The sequence below is a fragment of the Dyella sp. genome (assembly GCF_036568765.1).
Taxonomy (GTDB): domain Bacteria; phylum Pseudomonadota; class Gammaproteobacteria; order Xanthomonadales; family Rhodanobacteraceae; genus GSA-30.
In genome coordinates this window covers 1-19,041 of sequence record NZ_DATCRY010000316.1, presented here as the reverse complement: position 1 = coordinate 19,041, position 19,041 = coordinate 1, and the positions used below count along the sequence as shown (strand labels likewise).

Annotated in this window: 14 protein-coding genes, 3 tRNA genes and 1 pseudogene; 5 read left to right on the top strand and 13 right to left on the bottom strand. The window is 58.5% G+C overall.

What is annotated here, in order from left to right; all coding sequences use genetic code 11:
* From rpmI to uvrB, 6 genes are all read right to left on the bottom strand, one after another.
* On the bottom strand, nucleotides 1–100 hold a 100-nt coding region (gene rpmI, locus VIM98_RS19905; RefSeq protein WP_331994842.1), incomplete at its 3' end, for a 50S ribosomal protein L35.
* Between the two features lie 372 nt (nucleotides 101–472).
* On the bottom strand, nucleotides 473–997 hold the full coding sequence (gene infC, locus VIM98_RS19900; protein ID WP_331994841.1) for a translation initiation factor IF-3: 525 nt from the start codon (nucleotides 995–997) through the stop codon (nucleotides 473–475).
* A 45-nt stretch (nucleotides 998–1,042) separates the two neighbouring features.
* Nucleotides 1,043–2,944, bottom strand: a complete 1,902-nt coding sequence (thrS, locus tag VIM98_RS19895) for a threonine--tRNA ligase (protein WP_331994840.1) — start codon at nucleotides 2,942–2,944, stop codon at nucleotides 1,043–1,045.
* Nucleotides 2,945–3,238: 294 nt separating this feature from the next.
* Nucleotides 3,239–3,658, bottom strand: a complete 420-nt coding sequence (locus tag VIM98_RS19890) for a CopD family protein (protein WP_331994839.1) — start codon at nucleotides 3,656–3,658, stop codon at nucleotides 3,239–3,241.
* Between the two features lie 65 nt (nucleotides 3,659–3,723).
* Nucleotides 3,724–3,798, bottom strand: a tRNA-Val gene (locus tag VIM98_RS19885).
* A gap of 65 nt (nucleotides 3,799–3,863) precedes the next feature.
* Nucleotides 3,864–5,897 carry an excinuclease ABC subunit UvrB gene (uvrB, locus tag VIM98_RS19880; RefSeq protein WP_331994838.1) on the bottom strand — a complete coding sequence of 678 codons (2,034 nt, stop codon included), beginning with the start codon at nucleotides 5,895–5,897 and terminating at the stop codon, nucleotides 3,864–3,866.
* A 131-nt stretch (nucleotides 5,898–6,028) separates the two neighbouring features.
* On the opposite strand from uvrB, the gene VIM98_RS19875 reads away from it, so the two are divergent.
* The 3 genes from VIM98_RS19875 (at nucleotide 6,029) to VIM98_RS19865 (ending at nucleotide 8,944) form a co-directional block, all read left to right on the top strand.
* Nucleotides 6,029–6,589 (top strand): GspH/FimT family pseudopilin, encoded by a 561-nt coding sequence (locus VIM98_RS19875; protein WP_331994837.1) that lies wholly within the window; start codon nucleotides 6,029–6,031, stop codon nucleotides 6,587–6,589.
* Between the two features lie 339 nt (nucleotides 6,590–6,928).
* Nucleotides 6,929–7,843, top strand: a complete 915-nt coding sequence (locus VIM98_RS19870) for a hypothetical protein (RefSeq protein ID WP_331994836.1) — start codon at nucleotides 6,929–6,931, stop codon at nucleotides 7,841–7,843.
* A 69-nt stretch (nucleotides 7,844–7,912) separates the two neighbouring features.
* A complete protein-coding gene (locus VIM98_RS19865) occupies nucleotides 7,913–8,944 on the top strand; it encodes an alpha/beta hydrolase (protein WP_331994835.1) in 1,032 nt (343 codons plus the stop codon).
* A gap of 64 nt (nucleotides 8,945–9,008) precedes the next feature.
* Here VIM98_RS19865 and VIM98_RS19860 read toward each other — a convergent pair.
* A tRNA-OTHER gene (locus VIM98_RS19860) sits at nucleotides 9,009–9,109 on the bottom strand.
* A 57-nt stretch (nucleotides 9,110–9,166) separates the two neighbouring features.
* Nucleotides 9,167–9,396, bottom strand: a pseudogene (locus VIM98_RS19855) (transposase); the annotation flags it as partial.
* A 253-nt stretch (nucleotides 9,397–9,649) separates the two neighbouring features.
* Here VIM98_RS19855 and VIM98_RS19850 point away from each other — a divergent pair.
* Complete coding sequence (locus VIM98_RS19850; RefSeq protein WP_331994834.1) at nucleotides 9,650–9,961, top strand: hypothetical protein; 312 nt, start codon at nucleotides 9,650–9,652, stop codon at nucleotides 9,959–9,961.
* Nucleotides 9,962–10,056: 95 nt separating this feature from the next.
* The gene (locus tag VIM98_RS19845) at nucleotides 10,057–10,989 is read left to right on the top strand and encodes a matrixin family metalloprotease (RefSeq protein WP_331994833.1); all 933 of its coding nucleotides are present in this window, start codon (nucleotides 10,057–10,059) and stop codon (nucleotides 10,987–10,989) included.
* Between the two features lie 242 nt (nucleotides 10,990–11,231).
* Here the strand turns inward: VIM98_RS19845 and VIM98_RS19840 are convergent, their stop codons facing one another.
* From VIM98_RS19840 to VIM98_RS19820, 5 genes are all read right to left on the bottom strand, one after another.
* Entirely contained in the window at nucleotides 11,232–11,387 is a 156-nt protein-coding gene (locus tag VIM98_RS19840) for a hypothetical protein (RefSeq protein ID WP_331994832.1), read from the bottom strand.
* Between the two features lie 93 nt (nucleotides 11,388–11,480).
* Nucleotides 11,481–11,557: transfer RNA gene (locus VIM98_RS19835), tRNA-Asn, on the bottom strand.
* 67 nt (nucleotides 11,558–11,624) lie between these two features.
* A complete protein-coding gene (ppnN, locus tag VIM98_RS19830) occupies nucleotides 11,625–13,028 on the bottom strand; it encodes a nucleotide 5'-monophosphate nucleosidase PpnN (protein ID WP_331994831.1) in 1,404 nt (467 codons plus the stop codon).
* A gap of 236 nt (nucleotides 13,029–13,264) precedes the next feature.
* Entirely contained in the window at nucleotides 13,265–16,588 is a 3,324-nt protein-coding gene (locus VIM98_RS19825) for a TonB-dependent receptor (RefSeq protein ID WP_331994830.1), read from the bottom strand.
* A 337-nt stretch (nucleotides 16,589–16,925) separates the two neighbouring features.
* On the bottom strand, nucleotides 16,926–19,041 hold a 2,116-nt coding region (locus tag VIM98_RS19820), incomplete at its 5' end, for a TonB-dependent receptor (protein ID WP_331994829.1).

Genomic DNA, 19,041 nt, shown 5'->3' with positions numbered 1-19,041 from the left:
TCAGGATGTGCGACTTGAAGGCGTGACCGGCCTTGAACTTGCCGGAAGCGGTCTTGCGAAAACGCTTCGCCGCCGCCCGGTTGGTCTTGATCTTGGGCATGGGAATGCTCCGTATTCAAAGTTTCTGACTGATCTGGCGGCAGCCTGATGGCTGCGCTTTCCGTCCTGCCATGATCGGTTCACGGCCCTTCCGTGTGGGCCGAACCAGCGATTGTACGGGGATTTGGGGGGGATTGGTAGGGGTGGTGCCCTGCTCGTTGCGCCACGCTGAGGCCGAACTCAGTCAGCTCCCTCTCTCCTGGCTCCGCCGGGGGGCTTTTGGGTGGGGTTTATCGTGGAGTGCGAGTCCAGAGCCCCCCTCTCCCTTTGCCCTCTCCCCCGGCAAGCCGGGGGAGAGGGGAACGCGTGGGGCCGAGCGGGTCGGTTCCACACAAAGAAAACGGCGACCGTTTGGGTCGCCGTTTTTATTACTTCACTTCTTTTTGGGGCCGATCATCATGACCATCTGGCGGCCTTCCAGACGCGGGAAGGACTCGATCTGGCCGTTTTCGCCCACGTCCACCTGAATACGCTTGGCCAGCTCCTGGCCGAGATCCTGGTGGGACATTTCGCGACCGCGGAAGCGAATGGTGACCTTGACCTTGTCGCCTTCCTCGAGGAAGCGCAGCATGTTGCGCAGCTTGATCTGGTAGTCGCCCACGTCCGTGACCGGACGGAACTTCACTTCCTTGATCTCGACCTGCTTCTGCTTCTTCTTGGCGGCCTGGGCCTTCTTCTGGGCTTCGAACTTGAACTTGCCGTAGTCCATGATGCGGCAGACCGGCGGATCGCCGTTCGGCTGAATCTCCACGAGATCCAGGCCAGCCTCTTCGGCAGCACGTAGCGCCTCGTCGCGGCTGAGAATGCCGAGCTGCTCCATGTCCGGACCGATCACGCGTACGCGCGGGACGCGAATCTCGTGGTTACGGCGGTTGCCCTTATTGTCGGTGGTAGCGATACCACTATCCTCCAGAAGAATGAATGCTTACGGCCGGGGCTGCGCTCAGCGCCGCCCTTCGGCCTCCAACCGTTCGACGAAGGCGGCCAGCGGCATGCTGCCCAGGTCCTCCCCCGAACGGGTACGCACAGAAACAGCCCCGGCTTCCTTCTCGCGATCGCCGACCACAAGCAAGTAGGGAACTTTCTGTAGCGTATGTTCCCTGATTTTATAGCCGACCTTTTCATTGCGCAAATCGGCGTGTACCCGGAAACCTTTGCCGACAAGGGCTTGCGCCACCTCACGAACATAATCGGCCTGGGCGTCGGTGATGGAAAATACCGCCGCCTGGACCGGAGCCAGCCATGCCGGCAGGTTGCCGGCATGGTGTTCGATCAGGATACCGATAAACCGCTCCATCGAGCCCACGATGGCCCGATGCAGCATGACCGGGTGCCGCCGCTGGCTGTGCTCGTCCACGTACTCGGCGCCCAGTCGCTCGGGCATCATGAAGTCTACCTGCATGGTGCCGACCTGCCAGGCACGACCGATCGAATCCTTCATGTGGTATTCGATCTTGGGGCCGTAGAAGGCACCCTCGCCCGGCAGTTCTTCCCAGTTGACCCCGGCCTTGGACAAGGCGGTGCGCAAGGCATGCTCGGCGCGATCCCAAACTTCGTCGCTGCCGATGCGCTTATCCGGGCGCAGCGCGATCTTCAGCGCGATGTCCTCGAAACCGAAATCGCTGTAGACCTGCATGGCCTGCGCATGGAAAGCCGTCACTTCCGGCTCGATCTGCTCTTCCGTACAGAAGATATGGCCGTCGTCCTGGGTGAATGCGCGCACGCGCATGATGCCGTGCAACGCTCCGGACGGTTCGTTGCGATGGCAGCCACCGAACTCGCCGTAGCGGATCGGCAGATCGCGATAGCTGTGCAGATTGGTGTTGTAGATCTGCACGTGCCCCGGGCAGTTCATCGGCTTGAGCGCGTAGGTGCGCTTTTCCGACTCGGTGAAGAACATGTTCTCCTGGTAATTATCCCAGTGGCCGGACTTCTTCCACAGACTTACATCCATGATCTGCGGACCGCGCACTTCCTGGTAACCGCTCTTGCGGTAGACGCCGCGCACGTATTGCTCCACGGCTTGCCAGATGGCCCAGCCGTTGGGATGCCAGAACACCATGCCAGGGGCTTCTTCCTGCTGGTGGAACAGATCCAGCGCCTTGCCGATCTTGCGATGGTCGCGCTTTTCGGCCTCTTCCAGCTGGTGCAGATAGGCCTTCAGATCCTTGTCGTTGAGCCAGGCGGTGCCGTAAATGCGCGTCAGCATCGCGTTGTTCGAGTCGCCGCGCCAATAAGCGCCGGCCACTTTCATCAACTTGAATGCGCGCAGCTTGCCGGTATTGGGCACATGCGGGCCGCGGCAGAGGTCGATGAACTCGCCCTGCGAGTACAGCGACAGCTCTTCGTTGGCCGGAATACTTTCGATGATCTCGGCCTTGTACAGCTCGCCGAGACCGCGAAAGAACGCCACCGCATCGTCGCGCGATTTCACGCTACGCGTGACCGGCAGGGCTTCCTTGACGATCTTCTCCATTTCCGCCTCGATCTTCGCCAGATCGTCGGGCGTGAACGGGCGCTCATAGGCGAAGTCGTAGTAGAAGCCGTTGTCGATCACCGGGCCGATGGTGACCTGCGCGCCGGGATACAGGCGCTGCACGGCCTGGGCCAGCAGGTGCGCGGTGGAGTGGCGCAGGATTTCCAGCGCCTCCGGGCTCTTTTCGGTGACGATTTCCAGGCTGGCATCGTGGTCGATCGCGAAGCTGGCATCGACCAGCTTGCCGTCGACCTTGCCAGCCAGGGTGGCCTTGGCCAGGCCCGCACCTATGGACGCGGCGACGTCTTGCACGGTGACCGGGTGTTCGAAGGGGCGTTTGCTGCCGTCGGGTAGCGTGATCTGGATCATGGGGTTACCTGATATATAGCGCGATGCCCTCTTTCTAAAGGGCCTTTCTTACTGTTTTAAGGTGGCCGGCCGGATGGCACGGCGGGCACGAAAAAGGCGCCGCAGCGCCCTTTGCTCAACACAAGGCGTGGCGGCGATCTTTATTGGAAGCTCGTAGTTGCCATGTCGCACACTCGGCCGACGCGTGGGCGCGGGCCACCTTGGTTCCTTGGGATACGGAGGATGAGGAAATTAGTTTAGCGCCAACGGGCTGTCAATCTGACAGCCCTATGCTCGCTCCACCGACGAATCGGTTCAGAACGGCTTGGCCACCACCAGGTAGATCACGGCCAGAACCAGCAGGATCGGCAACTCGTTGAGCCAGCGCAGCGCCTTGGCTGTCGGCAGAGCACCGCCAGCGATGCTGCGCTTGAGCATCCGCCCTGTCCAGATATAGAAAATCAGCAACAGCGCGACCAGGGTCAACTTCGCGTGCAACCAGCCGCCGCTGACACGGAAATACAACCACAACGCCAGGCCGCACAAAAAAGCCAGACCGAACATGGTGTGGCCGAACTTGTATAGCCGCCGCCCCATCAGCTCCAGCCGCGCCCTCACCGCCGGCTCCTGTCCTGCCTCAGCGAGGTTGACCAGGATGCGCGGCAGATAAAACACCGCTGCCACCCAGGCGATAACAAACAGGATATGCAGACTCTTGACGATGAAATAAGCCATCGGATGCTCCAGAGCTGGAAACAAAAACGGCGCGAACCCTCAGGGCCGCGCCGTTTCGTCGGTATTGGTGGGCGGTACAAGGATCGAACTTGTGACCCCTACCATGTCAAGGTAGTGCTCTACCGCTGAGCTAACCGCCCGTGAGCCACTCAGCATAGCAAAGTTTCTGGCGGGCATACAAGCCTGCCGTAACGAGCGTTGGCCTTCATGCGCCCCGCAAGGCCTGCTCGCGGAGCTTGTGGATCTTGTCGCGCAATCGCGCAGCATCCTCGAACTCCAGGTTCTCGGCATGCTTGTACATCTGCGCCTCAAGCTTCTTGATCATGCTTGCCGCCTCGCCATGCGTCAGGCCTGCGTACTCGGCGCCCTCTTCTGCAACAACCGACCGACCACGTCCTGATTTGGCGCCACGACTGCGGGCATGGGCTCCCTCGCTACGTGCACCCTCCATGATGTCCGCAATACGGCGCACGACCGACTGCGGCGTAATGCCATGAGCCTTGTTGTAGGCCTCTTGCTTTTCTCGACGACGCAAGGTCTCGTCCATCGCCGCCCGCATCGAAGGGGTGATCTTGTCGGCGTACAGGATCGCCTTGCCGCGCACATTGCGCGCGGCGCGGCCGATCGTCTGAATCAGCGAACCGGTCGAACGCAGGAAGCCTTCCTTGTCCGCATCGAGGATCGCCACCAGCGACACTTCGGGCATATCCAGGCCCTCGCGCAGCAGATTGATGCCGACGAGCACATCGAATTCGCCCAGGCGCAAGTCGCGGATGATTTCCACGCGTTCGACTGTCTCGATATCCGAGTGCAGGTAACGCACCTTGACGTTGTGCTCGCCCAGGTACTCGGTCAGGTTCTCCGCCATACGCTTGGTCAATGTCGTCACCAGCACGCGATCGCCCATGGCGACGCGCCGATGCACCTCGCTCAGCAGATCGTCGACCTGGGTACGCACCGGCCGCACTTCCACCTCCGGATCGATCAGCCCGGTGGGACGCACGACCAGTTCGACCACCGCATCGCCAGAGTGCTGCAACTCGTAATCGCGCGGCGTAGCCGAGACATAGATCGAGCGCGGCGCGCGGCGCTCCCACTCTTCGAAGCGCAACGGGCGGTTGTCCATCGCCGACGGCAGACGGAAACCGAACTCGACCAGCGTTTCCTTGCGCGAACGATCGCCTTTGTACATGGCGCCAAGCTGCGGAATGGTCACATGCGACTCGTCCACCACCAGCAAGGCATCCGGTGGCAAGTAATCGAACAGCGTCGGCGGCGGCTCACCGGGCGCACGGCGCGTCAGGTGTCGGGAGTAGTTCTCGATGCCCTGGCAGTAGCCCACTTCCGCCATCATCTCCACATCGAAGCGCGTGCGCTGGTCCAGGCGTTGCGCTTCGACCAGTTTGTTTTCCTTGTAGAGGTATTCCAGGCGATCCTTCAGCTCTTCCTTCACCGTCTCGATCGCATTGAGCACGCTTTCGCGCGTGCTGGCGTAATGCGTACGCGGGTAAACGGTGTAGCGCGGCACCTTGCGCAAGGTTTCGCCAGTCAGCGGGTCGAACAGCGAGAGATTCTCCACTTCGCCGTCGAACAACTCGATACGCAACGCTTCGGTTTCGGATTCAGCCGGAAAAACATCGATCACCTCGCCACGGACGCGATAAGTACCGCGCCGCAGCTCGAGCTCGTTGCGCGTGTATTGCAGCTCGGTCAATTGACGAATCAACGCTCGCTGATCGATACGCTCGCCGCGCGCAAGAATCAGTCGCAAGGACAGATAGTCTTCCGGATCGCCCAGGCCGTAGATCGCCGATACCGTCGCAACGATCAACGAATCCTTGCGCGACAACAACGCTTTGGTCGCTGCCAGGCGCATTTGCTCGATGTGGTCGTTGATCGAGGCATCCTTCTCGATAAAGGTATCGGAAGCGACGACGTAGGCTTCGGGCTGATAGTAGTCGTAGTAGCTCACGAAGTACTCGACCGCATTGTGCGGAAAGAACTCCTTGAACTCGCCATAGAGCTGCGCGGCCAGGGTTTTGTTCGGCGCCAGCACGATCGTCGGCCGCTGGATCTTCTCGATCACATTGGCGATGGTGAAGGTCTTGCCCGAGCCCGTCACACCGAGCAGGGTCTGCGCGGCCAAGCCCGCTTCGAAACCTTCGGTGAGGCGCTTGATCGCCTCCGGCTGGTCGCCCGACGGCTTGTAGGGCGAAACGAGGGTGAATCGGTCAGTCATGGCGTCGTATATGCGGTCTGGTACCGGCATTTTAAATTGCCATGCTGACAGCGTGTGTCAGCAGGCTATGAAGGCGGGGCCATCACAAGGATGGCATACGTCACGCCTGCCCCGAACTAGCCTCCGGTTTCATGAGCAGACCCACCTCTACAGCCCGGTTTATCAAGGGCGTAACCCTCATAGAGCAGCTGATCGCCCTGGCCGTGGCGATCGTGTTGGTGGGCGTTGCCATCCCACCCTTGGGCCGTCTATGGGCACGCGAACGGCTGATCGAGGCCCAAACCGCCTTGGTCGACAGCCTCCGGTATGCCCGCGAAGAGGCCCTGCGGCGGGGGACCTCGCTGATTGTCTGCCCCACCCTCGATGGGCAACAATGCGCTGACACATCGCGTTGGGACACCGGCTGGATTACCGGATACGCCACGCGAACGGGAAGCGGCCCGCATCGTTTGGCCGGTACGCCGTTGCGCACTCACAGCCAGCGCCCTGGCTTGCGTATTACCAGTACCGTCGGGCGCCCCAGCGTCGTATTTCGCAACAAAGGCGATGCCAGCGGCACCAATATCGGCTTGCTGATCTGCGATCCCAAGCAAGCACAGCTGGCGCTACGTGTTTATGTTGCCAATTCCGGCCGCATTCGCGGCGAATCTGCCGATGCCGCAAGCCAGCAGGCCTGCCGCGACAGCCTATGAAGCTTTCAGGCCCCGAATAGCTACCTGATTTGTAGATCTCGTATTGGCGGTGAAACGCAAGCTACTCGTCATCCTCAATGCGCGTATGCGTGACGCCATCCAGGCAATTTGAACAAGACAGTTGCTTTCCCCTGGCTTTGTCGGGAGGGTTGGGGAGGGGGCAGCCTTGCACGCAAAAGACACATCAGGTTCTTCGAAGCACCTCCCCAAATTGCTCCCACAGCAACGGGGACCGTTTTCGCCGTCCAGCCGATTGAGATGCCCTAAGGTCGCTTTTTGAAAGTCACTGCCGTTCATCGGTGATTAGATCCCCACATCCCATGCCAAGGAAAATTGACTTTGCCAGCCGCAGGAGACATCAATCGGATCACAGGTCAGTTCTATAACGACACATATTCATCCAAGAAACAAACGGCCAGCGAAAAAACGCTGCAGCAACTCTTCAGAAACCAGAATCCTGCGCGCATAAAAAACGTGAATACGCCAGCAGGTGCATTTGTCGTGACATTGCTCCCGTGCGCCTTACTCCTCGGCAGCATTCATAACGTCGCGTATCCACAGAGCAGCACGAGAAGCACGTTCCCTCCTGGCGCTGCCGCCTCGTCCCCGAACAGACAGCACGACGTCGAACATAACGAAGGGCTTCAACAAGGCTTGCTGAACGCCGGTGCGGCAGGTATCGGTGCCGGTGTAGCAAAGATAGCCAATGGTAATACGAGATGCGGACTCAAGCTCCTGGCAATAGGCTTGACGACGGGGGGCGCGGGCCTGGGTATCGGATATGTCGCCAGCACCTATGGAAGACAGGTTGCGCCGAGCATACCTGACACTCCTGTCGCAAGCGCGTTAGACGGATGTTCGTTTTTGTGCTCCGTCGAAGAGGTCGACAACGCAATCCAGGTTTTGAACAACGACCTGACCTCTCGCAACTGGAAAGGCGATATCGAACAATTCCACGACATAAAAGTACAAATTGTCGAAGTTCTGTCTGGCATACAAAATTTGATCGATGCACAAGAAGTGCCCCCAAACGACGCAAACGAGCTCTCGGCGAAACTGGCGGCAATTCGGGTCGAACATATCGATCCTTATCTGATCGACTTCGATAACTACGCCCCCTTATCCCTATCGACCACTACGAGCCTCGATTTATTGCAGATGAACCAGGTGAAGAAGTTGGTAGCCGGCTTAAGCAACTCGTTGTACGGCATGGGCGCCCGGCTTAACGAAATATACCTGCGCTACATCGGCTAGATGGTTGCTTGGCGAGACTGGAGACTGCTGGCATTCTGACTGACAACCGTCATTTGCCAAGTTCCCGCCATGGATGCTCCCAAGACTCTCCGCTCTCGCCTTCGCCGGGCACTATGGATATTGCTGGCAACCCTGGTCATCGTGAGCGGCGCAGCCTTCATCGCGTTCAAGACCAGCCCGTGGCCTTCTGCGCTGATCATTCGCTGGGCATTCGAACGCGGAGGGCATGCCACCAACGCAGCATTGGCCAGTCAGGTGCCTCAAGGCATCAATGCGCAGTTCGATCTGCATTATGACCCGAACGATCCCGACGCACTGCTGGATATCTATCGACCGTCGGCGCTGAATGACCGACCCTTGCCGATCATTTTCTGGATTCATGGTGGCGGATACGTTGCCGGAAGCCGCAAAGAGGTCGCCAATTATGCGCAGATTCTGGCCGCCGATGGTTATGCTGTGGTGGCGGTGGACTATTCCCTGGCGCCGGGTATCCAGTATCCGGTACCGATACAGCAACTCGGCCGCGCCTTGGCCTATCTTTCCGATCATGCCGCGCAGTTGAAACTGGATTCCAGCCGTTTCGTCCTTGGAGGCGATTCAGCGGGAGCCCAATTGGCATCGCAGTTGGCTGCCCTCGCCTCGTCGCCCGGCTACGCGCAGAAAACAGGGTTGAGCTCCGGCATTTCGATCGCACAGCTGCGAGGCGTGGTGCTGTTCTGCGGTCCTCACGATGGGCGGATCATGGCCTCCCAGGTGCCGTCGTCCTGGTTCCTGCGAACGGTGATGTGGTCCTACTTCGGCTCAACCACCCCACCCGAGGCGACAGTAGGGGCCTTCTCCGTGGTGCCGCATGTCTCGCCATCTTTTCCACCGGCTTTTATCAGCGTTGGGAACAGCGACCCGTTGGCGCCGCAATCGGTCGCGTTGGCGGAAGCCCTGAAGCTCCAAGGCGTGCACGTGGAGACCCTTTTCTATCCCGCTACGCATCAGCCACCGCTTGGGCATGAGTATCAGTTCAATCTCTCTCGACCTGAGTCGCGCGAGGCGCTAAGTCGCACCCGTGCATTTCTTCGCGGCCTGACTCAGCCTGCGACTGGCTAACCAGGCTCGGGCATGCGACAGAAAACAAAAAAAGGTCCTGCCGTGAGGCAGATCCTTAGATACGTGGCGCCCCGAAGTTGGACTCGAACCAACGCCCCTGATTAGCAGCTCATTCGGTTGTGATCGCTCCTCTTGGGATCAAGCCCGAACCTAACTAGGCCTGGCTCTGGCGATGTGATCTGGCAGACTTTGACAAAGCGCAAGGTCCGGCTTCGATCCATTTAACACGCCGCCGCTTTTTAACATGTCCCGCCCCATCCTCAAGCGAGCCACTTCGGCACGCGACCGCGCCAGCTCCATTTGTTCCAGACTCACCATTGTGCGCCAGCTCTGGCCAGCTTGCCTTCCCGACCAGCCTCTACCCAGCTGAATAGCGTTTGCTCAGCCACACTCAGTGTCGCCGCCACCGCCGCCATGCTTTGCCCGGCCTTGACCGCCCCTATAGCTTCCAGCTTGAACTGCGCTGTGCACTACGCTCGCTTTGCCATGTTCGTCATCGACGGACCTCCTTTGCGCGAGCTTAACCCTCAGTAAGAGATTCATTTCTTGGGCAAGGTCAAGTGTTGCGCCGCCCTTGCGCCACACTCCTTCGCGAAGTGACTCGTCTCATTTTTTTCATGATAAGGCGAAGGATCGCCTCGGTTAAGTTAATAATGTTCACCACCAAGCAATTAAATTTAATCACATAACCACTGGAGCGCATTCATGTTGAAGGCATTTTGTATTTCTGCTGCACTGATGTCCTTTTCATTTCCTTTCGCCGCTCAAGCGCACGCCTGCAAATGGGGCAATGCGAGCCCTAACATGCACATCAATAAACTTCAATACAATGGCGAATATTATCCGTATGTAACCTTGAGCGACGGAAAGGAATATTCGCTTTTTGGTAGCTATGGCGTTAATACAGAAACTGGAAGAGCCATGCTCGCCGTCGCCTTAACGGCAATTACAATTAACGCTACGGTAGACGTGTGCCTCAGCGGAGATGACGTTTCTTCTATAACAATAAAGCAATAAATTCAATTGTGTGCACGCCTGCATCCAGGAAGCAGTCGCGCCAATTAATTAAAATCACCGAGACGTCAGGTCTCCATATCACTAATGGGTGATGAATGTTTTCCACCGAAGCAATCAAGTCCGCGTTGATCGGCATACTTCTTATGGCTTCACCATTGCATGCCCAGGGACTAAAAGGCGTTAACACAGAGGTTATTCTAAGGAATAATTTCAATCCATTCGTAGCTTATGGCAATACAGTAAAATACTACCTTTCACCCAATACACGCGCGGTTACTTTCACTGTAAATGGAGACCAGTCATACCAAATTGATATAGGTGCCGCCGCCGAGGAGGCCATGGGCGAATGGGAGCGGGCAATGGGAATTAAATTTGAGCAGACATTGCAACAAAATGAAGCCCAGTTGAAAATCTCCATTCTCAATGGCTCAATGAATAATGATCATTGCGGCCAGAGCGACACTTTAGCTGCAACTTTTTACCCCAACGGACCCAAGCCAAGCGGATCCGACCCGACCGTCATAAGCTACTTCAAACCAATTATTCAAAAGATGACCTCAGACGGCACACACAGAACGAAACTAAAAAATAAATCAGATGAAGACTTTCTGGATCTTCTAATAAAGCAGATCTCAAAGCATGAAATAGGTCATGCACTTGGATTTATGCATCCAAGAACCGCAATGACACAGCCTATCCCGACCTGCGGCCGTTTATTTCAGTCAGCAAATAGGTATGTAAATTCAAGCGCAGCAATTATGACGCCGGATTTTGAGAGCTATAGCAATTATCTATATACATCACTGGGTCGCCTGATTACCATAAATGACATTGGCATTTCCCCACAAGAAATTGCAGCTTCCGGCCATTTGGAGAACGACACATGCTACCCTGCATCCGGTCGCACCCTTTCTAAATTAGATTCGGGCGTAAGTGCGGTCCGATGTCAGGTTATACCGCAAATATATCCCGTCTTGCTGTTTGGCTGCGAAAAGAAGTATAAAAATTTTTGCGATGAACATCATTGACCTGGACCATTCAAAGAAGTCGAAGTCCGAGCTATTACCGTTAAATCCATGAGCAGCCATGTGGAACATGCGGCTGCACACTGACACTCAGGCCTCTTGGCGAAAAAGCCCGACCGCTCCAAGCGAGGGCTTTTTTCATATCAATTGCTCGTTACATATACGAACACTTCATCAACTGGATTACATCGCAGGCACGGCGACTCAGCAAGAGCACAATGGCCAGCGCTTGGCGTCGTGCCACATCAGCAGCGCAAGCCGCCGGGCTCATCGATGCTAGCAAGCGCTTTGGCCTTCAGAGCCTCAAGCATCGAGGGATCACGGATTCCGTGGGCAACAAAGCCGACAAGCAGCAGGCCAACGGCCATCGCAACATGCGGGTGGTCCACCACGATGACCATGAACGTCCCGTCGTGAATCCCGCCAACAAGGCCTAATTTTCAACAGCGCTCAAAAAGACAAGGGCCTACCCGAAGGTAGGCCCTTGTTATATCTGGCGCCCGAAGTTGGACTCGAACCAACGACCCCCTGATTAACAGTCAAGTGCTCTAACCGGCTGAGCTATTCGGGCGGGGGTGAGCCACATAGTTTGCTTATTGGGGCGGGGACTGTCAAGCCGCCCCACCCCTTAAAAAGCCCTAGCTCGCCAGCACCTTGTAGCAGGGCACATAGGCCGAACCGCCAGGCAGCTTCATGCGGTGCTGCACGACGAAGGCCTTCAGCAGCTCATCCAGCGCGCGCATGAAATCCTGCTCGCCGTCGATCTCGAACGGTCCATGCTGCTCGATCGCGCGGATCCCGTCCTCCTTCACATTTCCAGCCACGATACCCGAAAAGGCGCGTCGCAAGTCGGCAGCCAATTCATGGCGTGGCCTGTTGCGGCGGATCGCCAGCGCGCGCATGGCTTCGTGGGTCGGCCGGAAGGGCAGCTGGAAGGCAAACGGGATGTTCAGCGACCAGTTGAAGAAAAACGCGTCCTTGTTGTCGAGGCGGTAATTGCGCACCTTCTCGATGCCACGCACCATGGCACGCGCCACCGCTGCCGGATCGTCGACGATGATCTGGTAGTGCTGGGCAACCTGCTCTCCCAAGGTAAGGCGCAGGAACCGGTCGATCTGTTCGAAGTAAGGCGCCGACTGCTTCGGCCCGGTGAAAATCAATGGGAACGGAATGCCTGCGTTATCCGGGTGCAGCAGGATGCCAAGCAGGTAGAGGATTTCCTCGGCCGTACCCACACCGCCCGGGAACACGATGATGCCGTGAGAGATTCGCACGAAGGCTTCCAGGCGCTTCTCGATGTCCGGCATGATCACCAGGTTGTTGACGATCGGATTCGGCGACTCCGCCGCGATAATGCCCGGCTCGGTAATGCCGATATAGCGATTGTGCTTGCGCCGCTGCTTGGCATGAGCAATGGTCGCGCCCTTCATCGGACCCTTCATCGCACCTGGGCCGCAACCGGTACAGATATCCATGCTGCGCAGGCCCAGTTGATAGCCGACCTGCTTGGTGTATTCGTATTCTTCACGCGAGATCGAATGACCGCCCCAGCACACCACCAGATTCGGATCGACCTGCGGCTTGAGGATGCGCGCGTTGCGCAGGATCTCGAACACCGCATGGGTGAGCCCCACGGTGTCGTCCAGGTCGAAGCCGCCTTGCTCCAACTGGGTCGACACATAGACGATGTCGCGCACCACGGCGACCAGCAGCTCGTTGATACCGCGGATGATCTGGCCGTCGACAAAGGCCTGGGCCGGCGCATTGGAAAGCTCGATCTTGATGCCGCGATCCTGCTGCAGCACCTGGATATCGAAATCGGGATATTGCTCGAGGATGCCGCGGGGGTCGTCGCTCATGCTGCCCGAGGTCAGTACTGCCAGTGCGCAGCGGCGCAGCAGCATGTGCATGCCCGAACCGCTGGCATCGCGCAGGCGCGCCACCTCGTTGCGGGAAAGAATATCCAGGCCACCGGCGGGCGAAATACGCGCGCTCACGGTCCCTGCCCGGCTGCTGGCTTTGCCAGCCTGTACTGCGTTCATCGAATCGTCTCCTTCGACCGCGCCCTCGCGGCCCTTACGTCCGTAACTTTTTCTTGGCGGACCGCTTAGCTTCTCGCGCCAGGGGCAGCAGGGTCAAGCCAAAAGAGCCCGCCGCCGCCGCTGGCTGTGATCCTCATGCGGAGCTTCGCAAGCTTTTGCTTAGCGAATCCCCCTGACAGGCAAAAAAAACCGGCGCCCCCAGGGAGCGCCGGCCTTTAGGTGACTTACACCGCTTATCAGAACGTGTAACGCACCGTCGCGAGCACAGACCAGCGCTGGGTCGGGCCGTTCAGCTCATCGGCACGCGGCAGCGGCAGCGGGCTGTAGTTGCCGTTGCCGTCCTTGTAGGCGGACTTGGTGATGTCGTAGATGTACTTGCCATTGGCATCTACGCCAGCGAAGTCGGCCAGGTTACGCACCAGCGGGAAGGAAGCACGGTGGTCGACGCCCCACTTCTTGTTGAGCATGTTGCCGAAGTTATAGATATCCAGCCGGAACTCGCCCTTGTTGCCCTTGAAGATGCCCGGGATTTCCTGACGGAAGCTCAGGTCGATCTGGTTGATCCAAGGGGCGCGGTCGCCGTTACGGCTGGCGTTGGAACCCTGACGGTCACGCAGGTAGTCGTTGCTTTCGATGTACTTCCAGAACGAATCCTGCAACTGCTGCGACGTACCGGGCACAAAGCTGACATCGCCCTTGCGCGGGATATAAGCCAGGTCGGAGACGAAGCCGTCGCCGTTCGCATCGTTGCCGAAGCGCCAGCTGTAGGGTGCGCCGGAGTGGCCATCGTAGAACGCGCTCACGCTCGTGGCGTAATCGCCAAAGAAGCGATGCTGCCAGGTCAACGATGCAATCACGCGCTTGGGCACCGAATAGTTCGACGGGCTGGCGGTATCTTCGTTCGGGTTCACCCAGACGTTGTTGCTGTAGTTCGAACGAGCGACGCTTGAGGTACCCGGATTGACTTCCGTCGCACGGCTCCAGGTGAAGCCGACCATGGCCGACCACTCGTTAGCGAACGACTTCTTCAACGAGAGCGCCAGGCTGTCGGCATCGCCCTTGCTGGTATTGGCAAGGTTGATGACCGAGTCACCGAAGGCCTGGTTCGAGTTGGCGCGCGCGGTATTGCCGCTCGGACCGCCGGTCGGGTTTTTGTAATACGTGTAACGACCATCCGGCAGACGGCCGGTCGGCGTACCGATATTGAGGTTCTGGTAGAAGATCGCATTACGCGTGTCCAGGTGCTCGTAATCGGCGGTGAACACCAGGCCGTACCATGGCAGTTCTTTGTCGAAACCCAGCGTCAGCTTCCATACGCTCGGCAACTGGAAGCCCGGGCTGATGGTGTTGACAGCCATCTGCGCACCGCGGGCACCCGGGATCGGCGCGTTGCCGCTGTTCTGTGCATTCGCATCCGGACTGAAGGCGGGGTAGCCAGGGCTGCCCGGCTTGCAGGCTGCCGATGCCGAGGGGCTCGGACCGCAAGCGAACTGCACCTGGGTAATACCGGAGTTCTGGTAGATGTTACCCAGCCAAACGCTCGGCGGATTGGAGATGAACAGGCCCGCGCCACCACGGAGCTGCGTCATGTGCTCGGTGTCGAACGTGTAGTTGAACGACATGCGCGGCTGCACCTGACGGTTGCCGTTGATGGTCGTGTCGTTGCGACGGCCAAAACCACCAGCGGCCGAAACGCAATTGGCTGCCGTCACCGCCTGGCCCGGCGCCGCCGAGAAGCAGGGGTTGTACAGGGGCTTGTCACTGGTCAGCGGAATGTCGACGCGGAAACCGTACTGCACGGACAGGTTGTTGTTGACCTGCCAGGTGTCCTGCAGGAACACGCCGTACTGCTTGAGACCGAAGTCCGCAGCCACGTCGTTGAGGCCCAGACCCGCCGCCGGCGCATTCAGGCGATACAGGTAGTAGTTACCGCTGTTGAAATCGGCGAGCGAGTTGAACTGGTAGCTGCCGAATGCATTCTGCAGGAACAGGTTGTAGTACTTGTCGTACTCGAAATCCGCACCGAATTTAACGGTGTGGTCGCCCAGGTAGAAGCTGCCCGCGAACGCGGCATTGAGCGTCTTGACGCGCAAGATGTTGGCCTGGCTCGAGTACTCGGTACCGAACTCCACGCCCGGCGAACTGGACGTGCTGGTACAACCGTTGGTCGAATTCAAGCACACCGAGACGTCAGGCATGTTGGTGCCGTTGTACGGCCCGCGCACCTGATTGAAATCCGCATAGGAGAACGTGGTGTCGGTCGAGAAGATATCGGACCAGTCGTCGTAGAAGTGCAGCGCGTAGCTCTTGTTGTCGACGTTGGTCTTGTACCAGCCGCTAGAGAGCACCAGCACATTGTTGCTGCCGGTGATGATCGGCTTGTTTTCCTTGGTCTGGCTATAGGTCAGGCTGGCGCGGTGGCTGTCGGTGATATTCCAGTCGATCTTGGCCAGGTAACGCTTGTCCTGCAGATCGGAGTTACCACCGCTGACGCCGCCCACATCGGCCATGCCCTTGGCATGCGCGGCGCTGATGATGTCGTTGACGTTCTGCTGCGTCAGGCCACGGATTTCCGTGGTCGCGCCAGAGCCCGTGACACCGTACTGCGTGGTGGGACCGATCTGCTTGCTCTTCTCGTAGGAAGCGAAGAAGAACAGCTTGTCCTTGATGATCGGACCGCCCACGGTAGCGCCGGCCGTCCAGGTACGGCGATAACCTCCATACGGCTGGCCGTTGTAGTCGGCAATCATCCTGTCGCGGTTCTGGAACGCGTAGTAGGTCGAACCGTGGAAATCGTTGGTACCGCTCTTGGTCACCGCATTGACGATGGCGCCCACGCCACGGCGGGTAGCCGTGTCGAAATTGGCGGTGGAGATGTTGTATTCCTCGATCGTGTCCTGCGAGATCGGCGTGCCCAGCGTTGGCAGGCCGTTGGCGTTCAGGCCGAACGGATCGTTTGCGCTGACCGAGTCGACGGTGATGTTGTTATAGCGGCTGTTCTGGCCGATGGCCGAAATCTCGCCGCGATCGCGATCGCTGATGACGATGCGCGGATCCATGCGCACGATGTTCTGGATCGAGCGACCCGGCGTGGGCTGCGCTTCGATTTCACGACGCGAGACATTGGTGGCAATGCCCTTGTTGTCCGGCGTGAACGTCTGCGCCAGCGAGTTGGCTGAGACCGTCACCGCGCCGAGATCCTTGGCTGCCTGCGCCTGAGCGTTGGTAAGCGTGACGTTGACCGCCGTATCGGCAGCCAGCTGCAGGTAGACATTTTCCTGCTCCGTCTCGACACCGTCCTTGCTCACTTTGACATCGAACGGACCGCCCACGCGCAAACCTTGCGCGGCGTAGCGACCATTGGCATCGGTAACGGTGGTCTTGGTGGTACCCGAGGGCGTATGGACGATCTGCACATTGGCGCCAGCAACCGGTTGGCCGCTGGAATCGAGTACGCGACCACTGATCGAGGAGGAGGTGTCCTGTGCGAGGACCGGCGTGGAAGCCAGCAACGCGGTAATAGCTAGCGGCAGCACTTTCGTGCGGAGGCGAAGATTCATCGAGATGTAACCCCTTGAGATTTCGTAACAAAAAACTGTCGGGGCCAGCTCAAGGAGATCCCGTGTCTCCTCGCCATGACGCTCAAGTGGCTGATTCCCCTGAATTTTATTTAACGCTTGCCGTGCCCCTGCGAAGCAGCCGGCACAAGAACGTCCGGGCAACTGTATTCGTAGCATATTACAATTTCGTAACTTTTTGACGTAATTCTCACGCCAGACAGCAAGTTTTTGCTTTTGAAGGCAAAAAAAAACCGGCCCCTGACGGGACCGGCTTTGCGTTTTCGAGCTTGCGGGTGCGAGGCGCTTCAAGCCTCGCGCCCGCGACGAGCGGTACGACTTAGAAGAACGAAGCGCCCACCGTCACCATGAAGGTGCGCGGCTCGAGCAGCGAGTACGTCGGCGTGGTCGTGAACAGCTTCACGCCATTGGCATCGCGGACCGTGCCCGAAGCCAGCGTCGCCGAGTTGGTAGCAAACGTCAGCGCATGCTTGTCGGTGATGTTGGCGAAGTTGAGCTTGATGTACGGGCTGCGGAACCAGCTGGCGAAATCGCTGAAGTGGTAGCCGGCGTTGAAGTTGAACGTGGTGTAGCCGCCGTTCTTCTCCGTGTTCATGAAGTCGCCGTAGAACGAACCATGGAAGCTCGCGCCGAGGCTGGCCCAGAACGGACCGTTGTCGTAGCTCAGGACCAGATGGCCGATGTTGCGCGGCGCATTGATCATGTCCTTGCCGTTGGTCGGGTAGACACCGTCGTCGCCAGCGTCGAAGTTGCTCTCGAGCTTGGACTGGGTGTAGGTGTACGAACCGTACAGCTTGAAGTTCTCGAGGAACTTGATGCTGGCTTCCGCATCGAAGCCCTGCTGCTTCACGCTACCGATCTGCGTCGAATAGCTCTCGCCGGTGTCCTGGTCGAAGCCGGTGACGGTACGGTTGCTGAAGTTGGCACGATAGATTTCCGCGCTGGCGGAGAACACATCGTTATAGAAGCGCCAACCCAGGTCGTTGTTCCACGACGATTCGGGCTTGTTCGACGGACGGCCGGTCACCAGGTTCAACGAAACGGCCGTGTTGATCGGTGCGCGGTAGGTCTCGCCCACGCCGTAGAACAACTGATTGTTGTCGTCGATCTGGTACTTGATGCCCAGCGCCGGCGTGACCTTGTGGTACGTGCGATCGAAGTTGCCGCCGAAGCCCGGCGGGTTGAAGCCGCCCTGGTTGCCCGGATATTCCCAGGCGAAACCTTCGCGCTCGGTATGCAGATAAGCGGCACCCAACTGGAAGGTCCACTTGTCGGTCGGCGTCCAGGTATCCGTCACGAAGACCTTCTGGTTCTCGGTCTTGGTGAATTCGCTGTAGAGCGACTGGATCGTGCCGTCCGGGTAATACACATAGTTCGAATCGCCCCAGACATTGTCCGGCGTGCCGGTCAGGTAGTTGGCCGTGCTGTAGGGCTCGCCCTGCTCCTGGCGGGTACGTTCATACCACAGGCCGTACTCGAGGCTGTTGTCCATGCTCAGGTCCTGGTTGAACTTGAACAGGATGCCCGGACGATACGTGGTGCTCTGGCTGAACGAATACACCAGTGCCTTCTTGCCGTTCGGACCGGTGACGATCTGGCCGTCCTGGTTCAGGTCCTGGTGCGCGTTTTCGTTCTGGTTCTGGGTGACGTTGGTGGTTTCGGCGAAGTAGCTGCTGCCAGCGCCCGAACCGCCATCGCCGTACTGGAAGTACGGAATTACCGACAGGCGCAGGCTATCGGCCAGCTTGAACTCACCGTCCAAGCTGAACATGTAGTTCGAGAAGTTGTTGAGGTGCAAGCCGTAGTAATTCGTATCGGCCGACTTCGGCTTGTAGGTTTCGTCCCAATCCTGGAAATAGTCACTCTTCGCCTGGGCCTTGGTAAGGAAATGGTACGTGTCACGCGTCTCGCGGTTGTACTGCAGCGAAGCGCTGATCGAGTTGTTGTCGTCGATCGTCCACAGCGCCTTGCCGTCGACCTTGCGGATTTCCAGGTCGCCCGCACCGCGCCACTTGTCGACGCTGTTGTCGGAGAACGAAATCCACGAACGCACCGGACCCATGTCGCCGGTATTCAGGCGCACAAAGGTGCGGCGGTAATCATGCGAACCCACCGACTGGGTGACGTCCACGCCGGCCTTGTGCGACGGATCGATGGTCGCCCAGGCGATGTGACCGCCGGAAGCGCCTGCATCGGGCATATCCAGATCCGGCGTACCCTGCAGCACAGTGATGTCGCCGACGTTTTCGGAGTCGCCGTATTCGCTGGCGTAGACCGCATAGCTACCCGAATCGTTGATCGGCGCACCGTTCACCGTGACACCGATTTCGTTCGACTGGAAGCCGCGGATCGAGTAGTTGCCGTCCGACAGGCCGGTGACGTCGTCCGTCGACGAGTTCACGCCCGGAATCGTACTGATCAACTGGGTAAAGTCT